Consider the following 16,517-nt stretch of genomic DNA (forward strand, 5'->3'; position numbering starts at 1 on the left):
CACCCGTCGAATACGAAGCCAACTTCTACCGAGCAACCACGAATCTCCAGGTCACAGCCAACATCTGAGATCTCTATGGAACCCGGAGCGGTTCAAAGGGCAGTTTTTTGCACCCATCCCTGAATTCCTGCACCTTTCGGACTTCGTATCCGTCATCGCCGATCTCGCTGCAAAATCTGATCGGCTCGGACTGGAAGTCATGCATCCAGTCCACCACCTTCCAAGATTTCACGCGAGGTCACGAGCCTTCGGATCGGATACGCCTTGCGATCTCGATGTCGTCCTTGAGTGCGCTCAGGCGGGGCGGGGTTCTGGAATCGTCCAGCACGACGACGTGCAGTCGATCACCGATCTTGGGGGAATCCGCGTCACCCCACCAAGAGGGATGCTTTCGGAGATCGATGAACCCCTCGGCGTCTCCCATGTCCACCATCACACCGACCGGGCTGACCAGTGTGATGGTGACGTCGAACTCTTCGTGGTCCCGGATCACCTCGTCACCCACCCCCGTTAATGGAGATCCACGTCTTGTTCAGGGTCAACTCATTGAATCTTTCAAGTTTGTCGACTGGAATGGTGAACTCGATTCTCGGGGTTCCGTTGGGCCCCTTGAGGTCGTATCTCCTCATGTATGGAGACTTGGCGAATTCCTTGAGGAAATCGGGATGCATGTCGTAGCGGACCATCCCGTCCGCAAAATTTCTGCCGGTTGGGCTCATGTACTCGGCCGCTACGCTACGTTCCCCGAAATATATCAGCCCGTCTGAGAGCAGTCCTCCACCGATGTCCACCCCTGGCTGATGGTTGGCGGGATTGGGCCCGTGGAGCCGTTCGTATTCGGCATCCTTGGCCTTCGGTGTCCGATAGATGGGAAAGGAGTCCGTACAGGGTGTGAGTCCGAGAGGGTCGATCCATGTATGGGGGTTGTGTACGTACGTGACGGGGTTTGGAGCCGGCGCGAGTCCGAGAGGGTCGGGTGTGAGGTAGCGGGCGGTCTCGGGGTCGTAATGGCGGAAGTAGTTGTAGTGGAGGCCGGTTTCCGGGTCGAAGTACTGGCCCGTGAATCGCAGCGGCGTGTACGTGGTGCTGTTGACCGACCATGCGGTCGTTCCCCACAGTGTGCTGCGGGAGCGCCAGGCCAGGTCCCCTTGTTCGTCCAGAAGCTCGGTGGGAGTGCCGACGAGGTCGCTGACGATTGCGAAGAACCGGGAGTCGATCTCGTCTTGGGGTGCGTCGGCCGCGGCGACGCGCTCGGTCTGGGCGACGGGACGCATCCCCTGGTGGTCCCATGTCAACGTGACGGGAAGCGGTAGCGCGACGGCAGCGGTGGTCTGTTCGCAGAGGGTTTCGCCGTCCCAGGTGAAGTCGGTCTGCTCTACGACCGACGCGTGGTCCGCGGCGAGCCGCTGTTTGGAGATGCGCCGGTTGAGTGGGTCGTACTGGTACTGCCATACCGTGCCGTCGGGAGTGGTCACGGAGGTGAGGCGGTCCTCGGCGTCCCAGGTGTAGCGCCAGGTGTCCGGCTTGCGGGACAGACGGATCTTCTGCCGCAGCGTGATGCGACCGGCCGCGTCGTGTTCGTAGCGGACTCGTCCCGCACCGGTGATGCAGGTGTCGGTGTAGGTGCGCCGGCCGGTGGCTTCGTGGCCTGGGTGACTTGCAGGCCACTCGGCCTGGGCCAGGTTGCCTGCCTGGTCGTAGGCGTAGCGTTCGGACCAGTCCTCGGCGTCGACGGTGGTGACCCTGCCTGCCGTGTCGACGCCGAAGCGGCTTGCTCCGTTGAGTTGGTCGTCGAGGGCGACGAGGTGGCCGTCCGGTCGGTACGTGTACGCACGCTGCTGGACCGGGCGTCCGTCGGCTGTCACCGATTGGAGCGCAAGACGCCCCTGGTTGTCGAAGGTGTTGGCCAGCGTGATGGTTCCACTGATGTGGCGGGCCAGTTCTCGGCCTGCCGCGTCGTACTCGAAGGCGAAGGTGCGCCCGGCGGTGGTGAGGGCTGTACGACGGCCTGCGGCATCGTAGGCGAACGAACTGGTCACACCGGTGGGGGTGGTACGGCTGGTACGGCGTCCCACAGCGTCGTATCCATACATGGTGGAGCGGTCGTTGACCGTCTCCGACAGCGCACGGCCGGTGGCATCGCGCTCGATGGTCAGGCTCACGCCTGGAGCGGTGGCTCGAAGGAGCTTCCCCGTCGTCGTGTACGTGAAGGTGGTCACCGCCCCGTCGACGTCCTTGCGGATGACCTGGCCCATCAGGTCATGTTCGAAGTTGGCCGTCTGGCCGAGGGCGTTGGTGCGAGCCGTCAGCCGACCCGCGGGGTCACGGGTGTAGGTGAGAGTGCGGCCGCCGAAATCCGTTTCGGATATCAGGTTCCCGGCCGCGTCGTAGTCGTAGTTCCAGGTCAGACCCTGAGGGTCGGTGACCTGGGTGAGGCGCCGCTCCGTGTCGTAGGTGAACGTGTGACGGACATCGTCCGGACCGGTGCGGGCCGCCGGCAGGTCGAAGTGCGTGTACTCGAAGCGGGACACCGCCCCCATGGGGTCGGTGTGGCTGGTGCAGTTGCCCTCGCCGTCGTACGTCCATGCCTCGGTGACGCCGTCGGAGGCCGTACGTCGAGTGAGTTTGCCCTCTACCGTCCATTCCAGGCTGGTCGTGTTGCCGAGGGGATCGGTGATCGTGATCGGGCGGCCGAAGGCGTCGCGCTCGTATCGGATCGTGGCGCCCAGGGGATCGGTGATCTCGATCGGGAGGCCGGCTCGGCCGCAGTGGATCTGGGTGGTGTGACCGAGGGCGTCGGTGGCCGAGGTCAGGTGCCCTGCTGCGTCGTACGTGTAGCGGGTGGTGGCTCCGGCCGGATCGGTGACAGCGGTGCGGTTGCCGTACTCGTCATACTCCTGCCGCCACGTCGTCCCATCCGGCCCCGTCACTGTGGTGGGCAGACGGAGTGCGTTGTATGAGGCGGTGGCCTCGCTGCCGTCCGGCCGGATCACCGCTTCCAGGTGCCCGTTCTCGTCGAAGCGGTACCGAGTGGTCTGTCCCAGTGGGTCGACGACGGCGGTCAGTCGGTGCTCGGCGTCCCACTCCTGGCGGGTGGTGTGGCCGAGTGGGTCGGTCTCCCGTATCAGGCGGAGCGCCTCGTTGTGCTCGTACTGCGAGGCGTGCCCCAGGGAGTTGACGACCGAGGTGGTTCGTGTGGGGCTGTCGCGGGTCCAGCAGGTGCAGGGCACCACGACAGCCTTCACCACCGCCTGGCAGCGAGCCCACCAGATTCCAGCCCTCACCTGACGGCCGGCCACCACCCCGACAAGGACCAGGAAGGAACAGACCAGCAGGACTCCGGCCCCGTGGAAGCCGGCGCACCCGCAGCGTCACGCGACGGCCAGTCCCGACACGGCACGGGACATACCGGGCAACCAGCCGCTCACGGCGACGCCGTCAGCCCCCGGAAGAATCGAGGCCAGCGCCTAGAGAACACCGATCATCACAGGTGAGGGCTCCGTCCCTGCATCAGGATGACGCTCAGTCAACATCCTTCAGAGCGCCATGAAAGACCGAGGCTGGGTACGAGATGTCGTCTTCGGAGAAGACAAATCCCAGGTCAGGACCCGTAACACACCTGCCGTACTCGCTGCCGTCCGCGACTTGATCCGCAGCGCGCTCAAGCTCGCCGGATACGTCAACACCGCCGCCGGACGCCGAGCCAACACCGAACGCCCACGCGTCCTCACCCTCTACGGCATCACATGATCAAACTGGACAACCTGGGCAAACGCCGGGGCCCTGTCCTCCTGCCTGCTCGCGCAGCCTATCGCTCGGCATTCCGTTCGGCCATACTGACGGTACGGTGTACGTCCGCTGTGGATGATCACACTGTTCGGTATTCTCCGAACCGGACCGAGAGAGGCATTCGTGGATTCGCCAACCACCGAACAACAAGCCGCAGCAACATCTACGTACGCGACGGAATCGCAGGCGCCAAAGTTGATCATTCAGGTAGATGAGATACATGTAGCGCGTGAGCGCTGTGCGGCCGTGGGGAAGAATGGCAACAATCGGGCAGAGCCGACCGCCCACTGAAGTTACGCTTCGAGGGCCGTCGCCCGATGGAGGAACTCTTCCACCATCTGCTCACGTTCATGGCCTCGATCTCTGAATCGATCTGCTAGCTCCAGGACCAGCCTTCCCGCTTGGCGAGACTGCAACGTATTCGCTTGGTTGGCTGCTCTCATTCCCAAGGTGCAGGCTTCTTCCAGATGGCCGCCATCCAGCCGGGCCCAGGCCATGTAGGTTGTGTTTGAGACAATCTGACGTCCGGTACTGTGGGGCAGGCTGCTCTCGGCAAACTCAAACATGCGCTTGGTCTGTCCAGTTTCGCGACAGCAGTACGCGAACTGATTCATCATGTAGTGCTCGTCGAGGAATCCCATCCACTCGGGGTCATCACCATGAACTGCCCTTGCGGCTTCGGTGCGGGCCATCGTACTGGCAGTTTTTCTGTCTTTCAGGGTTGCGTATGCCCTCGCCTCCATTGCCAGGGCGCGGGTTAGGCTGGCCGGGCTGCCGCTTTTCTGAGCCGAGTGGATAGCCACCTGGGCGATGTTCACCGCTTCTGCCGCGTTGCCTGTGAAGGTGGCAACATGACTGAGGGCGGAGAGGATGTTGCTGCCGATGGCGAACCCGGCGGAGCTGGCCTCGCCGGCAAGGGACAGCCCCTGCGTGAGGTATCGCTGTGCGAGCCCACACGCCCCGACGTCATAGGTCATCCACCCCAGGGTCATGCAGAGCTCGGCCGAGGCGACGTACAACTCCCGGCGGACGCTGTCTGTCGTTTGCGTACGGATCAGGGGAACGACATCATGGTGCAAATAGCTCGCCAGTGCTGTGCGCGCGTGCTTGCCGCCATACGTGTTGTCCGCTTCGATGAAGAGCTTCATCATCAGGCGCATGTTCTCGACCTGCTCCAGCCGCACTGAATTCCCGCCACTGCCCTCTCCGCTCAACAGATGGAGAAGCCAGTCACGTTGGGGCCCCAGGGCGGCGCTGGCAGAAAACGGCAGCAAGTAGAGGAACTCACGTCGTTCCATGTCGGCCTTCCCCAGCCTTTCGGTGACATCCAGGGTCGTGGCCAGGTCGGATTGCTGCTTCAGGGAACTCGAAACAAGATCCAGCTCCCATTCCCCACCAAACCCTATGTCCGCAGGGGTAACCGCCCTTTCCAGCTTCTGGCTCAGCGCTTCTGCCACAATGAGCGGCACCATGCCGCGGGGAGTCTTTCCTCTGACCCAATAACTCACGGAGGATTTGTCGTAGGTCAGCGACAGCCCGTAGGAGACGCCGATCATGTTGACACGGCGAGCCAGGCCCTCGTAGGAGCATCCCGCCTCCGCCATGACTTTCCGGAGCAGACTGTTCTGGATTGCCATCGCCTGCCTCTCTGCCGGCACGGCAGTGCCAAGACGAGACTACGGCGAGCAGGTGATCGAAAGTAGAGGCAGAGCCTCTATTCAACTCCGAGTTCAACCGAATCTTCGCGCGGACACCTGAGTCCCTCACTCTTCCCTGGTACAACTCGCACCACCTTTCGCTAGATCAACGTCGAAGCCCATCCTGGGATCCACACGGGGGGCGGAATCGGTCCAGAGCCCCCTGACTGGCGCGCTATCCGAATGAGGTGACGTGAGTGATGAGCGAAGATCAGCAACCGAATGGAACCAACCATCCGACTTCACAGGAGGTGGCCCTCATCATCGTGATACTGATGGTGATGACGTCAACGCGGGATGACACCCTGCACACCCTCTTCGTCGAATGGCTTCTCAGGGGGCTGGCGTTCCCACGCTGAGCAGCCCAGCGACGTGGAGTTCGAGGACGAACGCGCGGATCTGGTCCTCCTTCGCAAGCGAGCCCACAGCGGAGCATAGCTGCTGCAAAGTCAGCGTCGGTCGAGACATGAGGACCCTCAGGATGACGGAAGCCGGCTCCGCGAAGGTCCAGACGCGTCCCAGAGCGCCCAGGGTCGTTCGCCCTTCGACGGTGCGCGGCACTGCGCGGGGTGCGAGCCACTCCAGTAGCGACTCGGCCGTAACGTGGTACGGATCGGGGCGCACCAGGTCGAGATTGATGTGCGCACGGCTCGTCGCGGTCGCGTCGCTGACGTACAGGAACCGTTCGAGGCTGTCCGCAGTCAGTCGCCGCAGCACCTCATCCCTTACCCCGGCGAAGTATCTGCTTCGCTCCTCTTTGTCGGCGTGCCGGGGGATGTCCTGCCGTAGAACGGGACTGTCGAGCAGGTCCTCCGCGAGCCATGACAAGAAGTCGTATCCGGTGCGTCGTGTCACGCCTATGGTCAAGTGCAGGGAAGGTGTCTTGGTGGCATGGACACGGTGCCACTGACCGCGGGGAACGTACAACACGTCACCGGCATTGACCAGAAGGGTGTCTTCAGGTCCACATGGCGGCTCGGTGTTGGGCTCCACATCTTTGCGCATCGGCCAGTCCCTGCTGCTCCCGTAGAAGCCCCACGCCTTCTGGCCGAACACCTGCAGGACAATGACGTCGTGGTCATCCCAATGAAGATCGAATCCCTCGATCTCGGACCATCCCGCATAAGCGTTGACCACGACTGTCTCGCGAAAGACGGATTCGAGCGACAGAGCCAACTCGCGAACGTTGGGAACCATGTCGTCCACCGAGTCCAGGACCAGCATCGCGCCGTCCTGCAACTGTCGATACAGTTGAACCGGCTCGATGATCTCCGAGGGACCCGTCTGACTTGCCTGCCGCATGTACGCTTCCCGCGGAATGACGCTTCCCTCGCGGGACAGCCTGAAGCGTGGGTGGACGTGACGGTGTTCGGAGAGGAGAGAGCTGAGTTTACGCCAGTCCAGAAGCTCTACGAACCGATTGAACGGTCCGGGGAAGACAGCCGTTCGCTGTCCCCAGGTATCGGTGAGGAAATCCTCGATGCTCATCGGGGCCACAAGCGTCGCCAGATCCATAGCCTGCCCCCATGGTCATCTGCTCTGGACGAGCTTCTGCAAGGCAGGATCGCATGCGCGGCCCAGCAGGGTAAACAGCATGTTTGCGCCAGGTCCTAGCCTCTGCGTTTCACTTGCGGTGGCGTCTGGATCTTGATCGGAGACGCGAAAGTGCCTCCTGAGCTGGGATGGTGAGGCTTGTCGAAGGTCTCTGTCACCACAGCAAGAAGGTACTTGGGTGCGGCTCTTCTGAAGTGAGCTCTTCGGTCGCATTACCAGCATCGTGACGTCTCACAATGCCCTGCCCCATGGCCCGGCCGGGCGATAGGGTCCAGGTGTGCGTTGATCCTCCGGGCGGCAGCCACGTGCAGCCGCGGACGGTGCAGGGCGCCTCGTAATGAGGTCGCCCCAGCAGGCATACCCGTCATCACCACACCGGAGATCCACACCATGACTGCTCAGCAGCCCCTCACCTACGACGCGTTTGTCGAACTCGCCGTCGCCGACTCAGCCGTCGTCGGTCTCGTTCTCAAAGGTTCCCAGGCCCACGACGGCATGATCACCCCGTACTCCGACCACGACCTGTACGTGGTCCTTGCTGATGACGTCAGGACCGACTTGACCCGGTTTGCAAGTCACCGCAGCGCTGAGCTCGATCTCGTTATCGTCACTCTCACCGAGTTCTGCGGGGCCGGGATGCCTGGTTGGGAACGCTATGCCCTCGCCCGTGCCCGGATCGCGCTTGGCCGGCTCAACGGAGGCATCGCCCACATCCTTGCCGACTGGGCCCGGCTGGATGCCGATGAGGCATTCCGGGACACCGGAGGATGGCTCGACGCCTACGCCAACTCCCTCTACCGCTCCGTCAAGAACCACCGGGACGGCCGGGCTCTCGCCGCCCGCCTTGACGCGGCCGACAGCATGCGGTTCCTGCTCGAGTTGGTCTTCGCTCTCAACCGTCGCCCCCATCCCTACAACAAGTGGAAGGGCCCCTGGGAGAGCAAGACCCACCGCAGCGAGTGCCACCCCGGGGTGAACACCGGCGCCTGCTCCGTGTACGCCCGGATCACGGTGAACGGCCTCCCCGGGTCCGGATCGTCTTCTCATGCCCACTTCCGGGGAATGAATGAAACACCGAACACATGTCGGACGCACGTCGCCCTTCGGACGTTGACAACACCGATGCGTTGCCCTGGCTCGACGACAAAACCAGCAAGTGTTATCGATCGCCACGGAATGCCACGCGGCCCTGCCGGGCCGACTGGCCCAGCCCCTGGGGTGAACCGATGCCTACATCACCCGACCCGGGTCCCGACTCGACCGATCCCGCGCCCCACCCAGCACCGCCCGCCCCTGAACCATCGGACCCTGAACCACGGGACCCGGCCGTCGCGGAACGGGAACGTGAGCGGCGGATGCTGCGCACGCAGTGGGCCATGGTCACAGTGACCGGATTGCCTGGAATCGCCGCAGTGATCGCGCTCATCTTCACCTTCATTACCCTGCACCAAAGCCAGGCAGCCCTGAACATCACCGAGCAGGGACAGATTACGGACCGCTACAACGCGGCCGTCACCAACCTCGGCTCCGCCACCATCGACATACGCCTGGGCGGGATCTACGCACTCCAGCGCATCATGACCGACTCCCCTCGCGACCAGCCCGCCATCATCAGCATCCTGAGCGCGTTCATCCGTGTGCACGACCCCATACCCGCCTACGAAGCCAACACCATTCCGATGGACCCGCCGCCCCCACTGAAACCCGACATCGCCGCCGCACTCCATGTCCTAGCCAGCCGCACCGCGGCCCACGACGGCGGGAACGTCATCGACCTCAGCAACACCTACCTTGCCGGCACCGACCTTGCTAACGCAGACCTCCGCGGCGCTAACCTCGCCAGCGCAGACCTCCGCAGCGCCAACCTCAGCAACGCCTACCTTGCCGGCACCGACCTTGCCAGCGCGGACCTCCGCAGCGCCAACCTCGCCAGCGCTAACCTCGCCAGCGCAGACCTCCGCAGCGCCAACCTCGCCGTCACCGATCTCGCTGGTGCGGAGCTTAGCGGCGCCGACTTGGTCGAGACCGACCTCTCAGCCACCGACCTCGCCGGCTCCGACATCAGCGTGCAACAGGTGACCAAAGCGCGGCCCAATGAGGCAACGACGCTTCCTGACCAAGAGGCAGCCGATCCCCGTGTGCGGAAGCGAATCGCTGAAGTCGCCAGGAATGAAACGTGAGCGACAATCGATCCCGGGACCGCGCGGCGGTGTCTACCGATTTCCCTGAAGGGACTTGCCGGTGAGGGTGCAACGGAGGGGAAGCAGGAGGTCCAGGTCTGCGGTGGATCGGTGCTTGGGAGCACTCTCAAGGGACAGTAGGAGTTCCCCGGGGACGGACAGTTGATCTCCCCACTGGCGGACAGCGAGTGTCCCCGGTGGACAGTTGATCTCCCCACTGGCGGACAGCGAGTGTCCCCGGTGGACAGTTGATCTCCCCGATTGCGGGGTCAGCCGAGCGGGACGACGCCTCGGCCCGTGGTGGCTTCGGCGAGGCGGTGGCTGTCGCCCTGGTCGACGGTCGCAGTTGCGAGGGTCTTCGGCATGATCTCGTCGAATCCTGACGGGTGCAGATTGCTGCTGACGGCCAAACTCCGGCGTTCGTATGCGGCATCGACCAACCGATAGAAGCCCTCGGCCGCGTCGGGCGAGACCGGCAGGAGACCGATGTCGTCGATCTATGCGGATATCCGCATAGATCGACGAGCTGGGCTATATGGAACTGGACCGCAGGGGCGCTGAACTGCTGTTCCAGGTTCTGACGGAGCGTGAGGAGAAGAACAGCGTCGCCATCGCCTCCAACGAGAGTTTCAGCGGTGAAGTAAGCCGCCGACGAGGTGCCCCTTGCTGGAGTCCTTTTCCGACGGCCCCTTCCCGAACGGTACGGGCGCCTTTCAACGCATACCGCTCTCCAGTGACGTCATCTCCGGGTTGAGACCGTGGCCCGTCCTCTGTGGATTTCCCAATGGCAGTCGTGGCAGACCACAAGGGTCTTTCGTCGACGTTGCGCCATGAGCCTTATCCAGGGAGAGGGTTCGGGCCGACCGGGTCGGTTGAGATCTGCCATCTTGCGGATGTGGTGGACTTGAAGCCCATTCCGCGATCCGCACATCTCGCACTGCCCCGCCAAGAGCCGGTGGATCAGCTCGTTATTGCCGGTGTATCTCGTTGACGGTTTCCTGTCGGCCAGGTCAGCAAAGCGCTGCCGCTTCAGCGGGATTCCGCCGAAGCGAGCGACCAGCGGCTTCCTTCCACCACTTCGCTCGACTATGACCTGCATACACGTCCGTGGCCCGTCGGGCGTTTGGACGGTCGCCCTGTGTCGGCTGGCCATCCTGGAGACGGTGGACTGATGCTTCCTGGCCAGAGTCTTGAGCATGGATGTCTCCATGACCCAGTGCAGCATGCCCAGACGTCCAACGTCCTGGGCCAGAAGGTAGTACTGGACGAGTCCCCGGTATTCCGCTTGGTACTTCGCCACGATCGAGAAGTCCTGATCGTGTATCAGAGCCCCGCGAAATGCCGGTTTCCCGCGCTTCATGTACAACGCGCACCGCTTACGGATTACATCCCGTGGCACGTACAGGCCAATGCAGCCATTGACCGCTCGACGCCCGCGAGTGATCTTCGTGTCGGCAAGCTGGGTCCGCAGCTCGTACCCGAGAAAGCGCGCCGCCTGGGTGGCGGCGTGCGTGATCAAAGTCTTGGACTCGGAAAGTTCCAGCTTGAGTTCGTCACGCAGGAACTCCTTCATCCGTTCCTTGATCTCCAAGGCTTCTCGCTTCGAACCAGCAAAACCGAGCAGCCAGTCGTCGGCATACCGGACATACCGCAGCCGCCGGTAGTCTGGATCATAAGGGTCTGCGCTGGGGACGCGTCGCAGCTGCTGCCGAAGCGCACGCACTGCCGCCTTGTCGCCGCGCTGACTTGCCCGTTTGATCCTCGCCTCGACGCGCCAGTACTCCCGGCTTCGCCGGCGCAGCCTGCCCCGGTTGTAATCCGGCAACAGGTGCTGCTCGACGAACTGATCCAGCCGGTCCAGGTAGATGTTGGACAGAAGCGGCGAGGCCACGCCGCCCTGCGGCGCACCGCTGAGCGTGGCGTTCCACCGCCAGTCCTCCAGATACCCGGCCTTGAGCATCTGCCAGATCAGCCGCAGAAACCGTCCATCTTGGATTCTCTCTCCCAGAATTACGAGCATCACCTCGTGATCCAGGCTGCCGAAGCAGTCGGAGATGTCCCCCTCGACGAACCAGTGCGTTCCTTTCTAGAGTTCCACGACCTCATTCAGCGCGGTGTGGCAACCCCGGCCGGGACGGAATCCGTGGGAGTGGCGGGAGAACTGGACGTCGTAGTACGCCTCCAGAAGGAGGCGGACGACCTCGGCGACCAGCTTGTCCGACCACGTGGGCAGTCCGAGCGGACGCCATCTCCCGTTCTTCTTCGGGATGTAGGTCCGCCGCACTGGAGTCCACCGATACGTCTCGGCCCGTAATCGGCCGATGATCGCCTCGATCTTCCCCAGAGACATACCATCCACGGTCTCCCCGGTGACCCCGGGCGTCATCGCACCCTTGTTGGCGTAGATGCGCCCACAAGCCATCAGGAACAACTGCGGGTTGAACAACTGCCGATACAGTCTTTCCAGCGGCAATTTTCTCCTGCCGCCTTCCCGGAGGACGTCCAGCACCGTTGCTGCGCTCTGCATTACGCATACCTCCCATCGCCGGACGCCTCAATCACCTGTGCCCCTTCGCCCTGTGACCGGCTTTCCCGGCCTCCCCGGCAGGTCGTCACTCCTGCGACTACTACGGGTACTCCGTCGCCATAGGGCTCGCGCCCCGTAGGCGATCCTGTGGTACGTCTTCGTTGTACGTATCGAGCACGACGTAGGCCGCCCACTCATTCCCTTGGCCGCTCTCGCTGGGAGGCGCTCACGCCATGGAGGTTGCCCTAGCCTCCAACCGCGACCGAGACATGGCGTGACATCGAATTTCAGGCACCGTTTCGACGGGTGTCTTTCGCACCGCTGGGAATTGGACTTCAAGCAATCAAGCCTTAGCCATATCGCGCGGGCCTCGCGGCCCCCCGCCCTGGACGCCTCCAGACGGACACCACTTTCCGAGCATGCTGTTGTCCCCTCACGCTTTCGCGCTCAAGTAAGCCCGGCGACCCAAGAACCTCCCTCCAAGTTCATCCCGACTGCGTCGGGGATACAACGAAGCGCCTCACGGCGCACGCTGGACCAAGACCTTCACCGACCCCCGCCTCTGCGCGGCCATCGTCGACCGGCTCACCTTCGGCGGCAACCTGATCCAGACCGGCACCGACTCCTACCGCCTCGCCATCACCCAGGCCCGGGCAGCCGCACAAGGCAACGCCGGCTGAGGGCCGCATGCCGCTATCGTCGCAAGATGCCTGAAGATCTTGAGAAGTTCAACACCGCGATGACGACCTGGCAGGAGTGGCAGGACGCCCCCTGGGGCCGACTGCGCTACTCGATCGCTGAGGCAAATCTGCTCCGTCACCTTGGCGACGTGGACGGCGAATCGCTGCGGATACTGGACCTCGCCGGCGGCGACGGCGGAGACGCTATCCGCCTCGCGGCCCGCGGGCACCATGTCACCATCGTCGACTACGCACCCGCCATGCTCGCGGCGGCCACCGAGCGAGCCGTGGCAGGCGGCGTGACGGAGCTGATCAACTGCATCGAGGCCAACGCGACCGACCTGCCCCGCGACGTCGCCAACGGGGAATTCGATGTCGTGCTCTGCCATAACCTCCTGCAATACATGGACGATATCCCAGGCACTCTCGCCTCGGCACTGTCCCCGCTGAAGGTCGGGGGCCTGATCTCCGTCATGGCGATCAACCGGCATTCGGCGCCCTTGAACATCGCCGTCCGGGAGATGGACCCTGCAGCCGCACTCGACACCGATCAGGCGCGGACGCAGATGTTCAACTCGGCGTTGACGCTCCACACAGCTGAAGAGATCATCCACACCCTGCGGGAGGTCGGATGCCGGGACATCGCCCACTACGGCATCCGCAGCTTCTGCGACTACATCACCGACGACGCACGCAAGCACGAACCGGACTTCTACGCAGCCCTCGAACGCCTCGAACTCGCCACCACCGCCCGGCCGCCCTACATGCACACCGCCCGGCTCTTCCAGCTCACCGCCTGGAAACTGAGCTAGGGATCACCCCTTCGCGGTGTCAGTTCTCATCGACATTGGGTGCGGTTCCTTTGGAGGGAACGGGTTGTGAGCTCTGGGGCGGAGCTGACTCTTTGAACGCGGGGGCGTCCTACCAGCCGCCTTGGGGGCCGCCGAGGCCGAGGCCGCAGATCTCGCGCCACGTGGGCGAGACGGACCGGTTCTCCTCATTGTTGCCGACGGACACCCACAGTCCGAACTCGCCAGACGCCTGCATCATGCACTGCTCGCCCCACACGCCGTTCAGGCACAGCTGGAGGCCACACATCTTGGCGCGTGGCAGGCCTCGCCACACGCAGTCCCAGCTCACTCCCATGGAGAGGGGGCCAAGGACGGCGACCATCTCGTCCAGTTCCGCTTCGGTGCTGGTGTCCTCGTCGGTGCTGTCCGGCCCGCCGAACGGGCTGGTCATCCTGAGGTCCGTGTGCAGCCCGTCCGGCAGCGGCCACATGTCGAGCAGTTCGGATCCCAACCGTAGGTTAATCATGAACCGGTAGCTCGGGTCCTCACGGTCGAACACCGCGCCTCGACGGGCGAGCTCGTCGAGGAAGCCAGGAACGGCCGGCAGATCGTCGTTCCCATAGACCCGGGCGGCCGGGAATCCGGAGACCGCGTGCTCGAACTGTCGGAGCGTCTCGATCGGTTCGAGCTGCACCCACGGATCGCTCGCCCCGTCGGACAGGGCACCGAGGATCTCCCGCGCTCGGGCGACGCCCGTCGCCGCGTCGGGGATTGGTTCAAGCACGCGATAGAGAGTGGAACTGCCCATGGGCACTCCGTTCGCAGGCGGCAGAGGGACAATGATCTTTCATGCTCGGCTCACCCTACGGGGCCGCTGGTCTCTACCGTGGTGGAGGGGAGGTAGCAGATGGGTTCGTTGTTCGAGGAGTTGGAAGCCCGCGAGGCAGCGGCTCGGGCCCGGGTGGAAGGGCTGGAGGCCGAGCTTGCGGAGCTGTCCGCGAAGCTGGAGCTGGCCCGCGAGGGGCTGCGGCGCCTGCAGATCACGCGGGAGACGGTCACCGAGGTGCTCGTGGAGATGGAGCCGGAGGCGCTCGCCACGGCGGACGACATCGGACGACCGCCGTCCGGCGAGCGGGTGGCGTCGGCGTATGCCGGGGCCGAGCGGCAGGTCATCGGAGTGCTCACCGTTCCGAACTGGAACCCCGGCATGACGCCCGACGTGCTGCCCTCGGTATACCGCGACATCCTGGAAGTGGTGGCCGATGCGCCGGGGCCGGTCCGCGCCAAGCAGATCGTGCCGAGGATCGGGCTGCCGGCCGAGACCGGGAAGATCGACGGCACCCGGGCGAAGCTCAAGCGTTTGGTGGAGCGGGGCTGGCTCGGCGAGGAGGCCCCTGGGTTGTTCACGCCCTCAGCTCCGGCGTGCGCGGCTCGGTGGAGACGCTTGGCCTGGCCCCGTCGACGAGCATCGTGATCGAGTCCGACGGCTCCGTGGAGGCGGTGGACACCCTGCGATCGGTCGAAGAGGGCGCCTCCTGGCTCGGGTTCGACGTCCTCCACCACTCCTTCGACGAGGCGCTGTCGCATCCGAAACTGCTGCACCGGCAGCACGGCAGGAACGCGCTGGCTGAGGAGTGCCGTACCTGCCCGCTCGTGGACGTCTGCGGCGGCGGCTACCTCCCCCACCGTTTCAGTGCCGCCCGCGGCTACCAGAACCCGTCCGTCTACTGCGCGGACCTGGAGTACCTCATCCGGCACGTCCAGGGCTCTTTGCGGGAGTACGACTGGAATCCCCACACGGGGGCTGCCGCGTCACCGTAGGCGCCTGTGCCGTACCGCTGTGTGGGAATCACGCGTTGGTATGAACGAGTGCGGTAGCGACCGAAGCAATCGAGGAACGAGAGAGAGACACCGATGAGCGTGACGATCCGCCCTGCGGAGAAGCGGGACGTCCCGGCCATGGCTGAGCTGATCGAGGAGATCGAGCGGTACTACGGCGCGACCGACGCCGACATCCAGCCACTGGACGAACGCCGCGTCCAGGTCGAGGAGGCCCTTTTCGGCTCGCCGCCGCTGGCCTCCGCACTGCTGGTCGAGGACGACACCGGGGACATCGTCGGACTCGCCTGTCCCGCGTGAAAACCCGAGTTCGGGTCCCTGATCAGGACGTTTCACTGCGGGACGGTGGTGGACCGGGGCATGATCGAGATCCATGCGGTGGTCATGGATCTATCTGCTGACGCGCAGGTCGCTGGAACTGGCGGGCCTGAGGCTGCTGGGCGACGCTGCCAAGGACGTCGAACTGCTGGTGCTGCGGCACCAGCTCGCTGTGCTCCAACGCCAGCTCGGTAAACCGAAGTTGGAACCGGCCGACCGGGTCCTGCTGGCGGCCCTGTCGCGTCTGCTGCCCAGACAGAGCTGGAGCAGTTTCTTCGTCACCCCGGCGACGCTGCTGCGCTGGCACCGAGAGCTGATCGCCGGCAAGTGGACCTACCCCCACAAGAGCCTCGGTCGGCCGCCGATATCGCAGGAGACGCGGGAGCTGATCCTGCGTCTCGCGCGGGAGAATCCGTTGTGGGGACACCGCAGCGTGCAGGGAGAGCTGGCCCGGTTGGGCATCACAGTCTCCGCCGCCACCGTCCGGTCAGTACTGCGGCAGGGCAACATTCCGCCCGCGCCCCAGCGGGCTCACGACGCCGGGGTCTCCTTCCTACGCGCCCAAGCTTCCGGACTGCTGGCCTGCGACTTCTTCCATGTGGATACCGCATTCCGCCAGCGGCTGTACATGCTGTTCGCCATGGAAGTCGCAACGCGCCGAGTGCACGTCCTCGGCATCAGCGCGCACCCGAACCGGGACTGGGCGACCCAGCAGGTGCGGAACGTGATGATGGACCTCGAAGACCGGGTGGACCGGTTCCGGTTCTTCCTGCGCGACCGGGACGGGAAGTTCTCCGACGCCTTCGACGCCGTGCTCGCCGACGCGGGCGTGCAGGTGCTGCTTTCCCCGCCGAGATCGCCGAAGGCAAACGCCTTCGCGGAACGCTGGGTCGGCACCGTCCGCCGCGAGTGCACCGACCGCCTGCTCATCATGAACGAACGGCACCTGCGCACCGTCCTGAACACCTACACCGACCACTACAACCGGCACCGCCCCCACCAATCCCTCCACCAACGATCTCCCCAAGCCTCGGAGACCGGCCAGACGATACCTGCCATCCCCTTCAGGCGCCGCGTCCGCCGCACTCAACTACTCGGCGGCCTCCTCAACGAGTACCGGCAAGCAGCCTGACGGCAGACAG

Annotated in this window: 11 protein-coding genes and 7 pseudogenes; 10 read left to right on the top strand and 8 right to left on the bottom strand. The window is 64.2% G+C overall.

Translation table 11 applies throughout. The annotated features are described in order from the left end of the window. Positions 1-73: 73 nt before the first annotated feature. The 3 genes and pseudogenes from ACIRR9_RS50860 to ACIRR9_RS50870 all read right to left on the bottom strand — a co-directional run. Positions 74-205, bottom strand: coding sequence for a DUF6881 domain-containing protein (locus tag ACIRR9_RS50860; protein WP_403767313.1), 132 nt, complete (start codon positions 203-205; stop codon positions 74-76). A gap of 33 nt (positions 206-238) precedes the next feature. Then, positions 239-505, bottom strand: coding sequence for a hypothetical protein (locus ACIRR9_RS50865; protein WP_403767316.1), 267 nt, complete (start codon positions 503-505; stop codon positions 239-241). Between the two features lie 283 nt (positions 506-788). After that, positions 789-3,194: pseudogene (locus ACIRR9_RS50870) on the bottom strand (RHS repeat-associated core domain-containing protein); the annotation flags it as partial. 367 nt (positions 3,195-3,561) lie between these two features. Here ACIRR9_RS50870 and ACIRR9_RS50875 point away from each other — a divergent pair. Next, positions 3,562-3,750, top strand: a pseudogene (locus ACIRR9_RS50875) (ISAs1 family transposase); the annotation flags it as partial. 332 nt (positions 3,751-4,082) lie between these two features. On the opposite strand, the gene ACIRR9_RS50880 reads toward ACIRR9_RS50875, so the two are convergent. Beyond that, positions 4,083-5,426 carry a hypothetical protein gene (locus ACIRR9_RS50880; RefSeq protein ID WP_403767319.1) on the bottom strand — a complete coding sequence of 448 codons (1,344 nt, stop codon included), beginning with the start codon at positions 5,424-5,426 and terminating at the stop codon, positions 4,083-4,085. Positions 5,427-5,819: 393 nt separating this feature from the next. Further along, the gene (locus ACIRR9_RS50885) at positions 5,820-7,001 is read right to left on the bottom strand and encodes a JmjC domain-containing protein (protein WP_403767322.1); all 1,182 of its coding nucleotides are present in this window, start codon (positions 6,999-7,001) and stop codon (positions 5,820-5,822) included. A gap of 429 nt (positions 7,002-7,430) precedes the next feature. Here ACIRR9_RS50885 and ACIRR9_RS50890 point away from each other — a divergent pair. Together ACIRR9_RS50890 and ACIRR9_RS50895 are read left to right on the top strand one after the other, a co-directional pair. After that, positions 7,431-7,979, top strand: a pseudogene (locus ACIRR9_RS50890) (hypothetical protein); the annotation flags it as partial. A gap of 416 nt (positions 7,980-8,395) precedes the next feature. Next, positions 8,396-9,220, top strand: coding sequence for a pentapeptide repeat-containing protein (locus ACIRR9_RS50895; protein ID WP_403767325.1), 825 nt, complete (start codon positions 8,396-8,398; stop codon positions 9,218-9,220). 269 nt (positions 9,221-9,489) lie between these two features. On the opposite strand, the pseudogene ACIRR9_RS50900 reads toward ACIRR9_RS50895, so the two are convergent. Then, positions 9,490-9,717, bottom strand: a pseudogene (locus tag ACIRR9_RS50900) (ATP-binding protein); the annotation flags it as partial. Between the two features lie 20 nt (positions 9,718-9,737). Here ACIRR9_RS50900 and ACIRR9_RS50905 point away from each other — a divergent pair. Further along, positions 9,738-9,857, top strand: a pseudogene (locus ACIRR9_RS50905) (ATP-binding protein); the annotation flags it as partial. Between the two features lie 102 nt (positions 9,858-9,959). Here ACIRR9_RS50905 and ACIRR9_RS50910 read toward each other — a convergent pair. Further along, positions 9,960-11,747, bottom strand: a pseudogene (locus ACIRR9_RS50910) (reverse transcriptase domain-containing protein). Positions 11,748-12,280: 533 nt separating this feature from the next. On the opposite strand from ACIRR9_RS50910, the pseudogene ACIRR9_RS50915 reads away from it, so the two are divergent. Further along, positions 12,281-12,427: pseudogene (locus ACIRR9_RS50915) on the top strand (ATP-binding protein); the annotation flags it as partial. 26 nt (positions 12,428-12,453) lie between these two features. Further along, positions 12,454-13,239: a class I SAM-dependent methyltransferase gene (locus ACIRR9_RS50920; RefSeq protein WP_403767328.1), complete on the top strand. Its 786-nt coding sequence runs from the start codon at positions 12,454-12,456 to the stop codon at positions 13,237-13,239. A 109-nt stretch (positions 13,240-13,348) separates the two neighbouring features. Here ACIRR9_RS50920 and ACIRR9_RS50925 read toward each other — a convergent pair whose 3' ends face one another. Then, entirely contained in the window at positions 13,349-14,026 is a 678-nt protein-coding gene (locus tag ACIRR9_RS50925) for a hypothetical protein (protein WP_403767331.1), read from the bottom strand. Between the two features lie 99 nt (positions 14,027-14,125). On the opposite strand from ACIRR9_RS50925, the gene ACIRR9_RS50930 reads away from it, so the two are divergent. The 4 genes from ACIRR9_RS50930 (at position 14,126) to ACIRR9_RS50945 (ending at position 16,507) form a co-directional block, all read left to right on the top strand. Beyond that, positions 14,126-14,692, top strand: coding sequence for a hypothetical protein (locus tag ACIRR9_RS50930; protein WP_403767334.1), 567 nt, complete (start codon positions 14,126-14,128; stop codon positions 14,690-14,692). Beyond that, positions 14,689-15,039, top strand: coding sequence for a hypothetical protein (locus ACIRR9_RS50935; RefSeq protein ID WP_403767337.1), 351 nt, complete (start codon positions 14,689-14,691; stop codon positions 15,037-15,039). Before ACIRR9_RS50930 ends, ACIRR9_RS50935 begins: the two co-directional genes overlap by 4 nt. A 93-nt stretch (positions 15,040-15,132) precedes the next feature. Then, the gene (locus ACIRR9_RS50940) at positions 15,133-15,357 is read left to right on the top strand and encodes a hypothetical protein (RefSeq protein WP_403767340.1); all 225 of its coding nucleotides are present in this window, start codon (positions 15,133-15,135) and stop codon (positions 15,355-15,357) included. Positions 15,358-15,430: 73 nt separating this feature from the next. Beyond that, entirely contained in the window at positions 15,431-16,507 is a 1,077-nt protein-coding gene (locus ACIRR9_RS50945; RefSeq protein ID WP_403767343.1) for an integrase core domain-containing protein, read from the top strand. The last annotated feature ends 10 nt before the right edge of the window (positions 16,508-16,517 follow it).

Origin of the sequence: Streptomyces sp. NPDC101234 (assembly GCF_044767525.1) — a bacterium.
Classification (GTDB): domain Bacteria; phylum Actinomycetota; class Actinomycetes; order Streptomycetales; family Streptomycetaceae; genus Streptomyces; species Streptomyces sasae.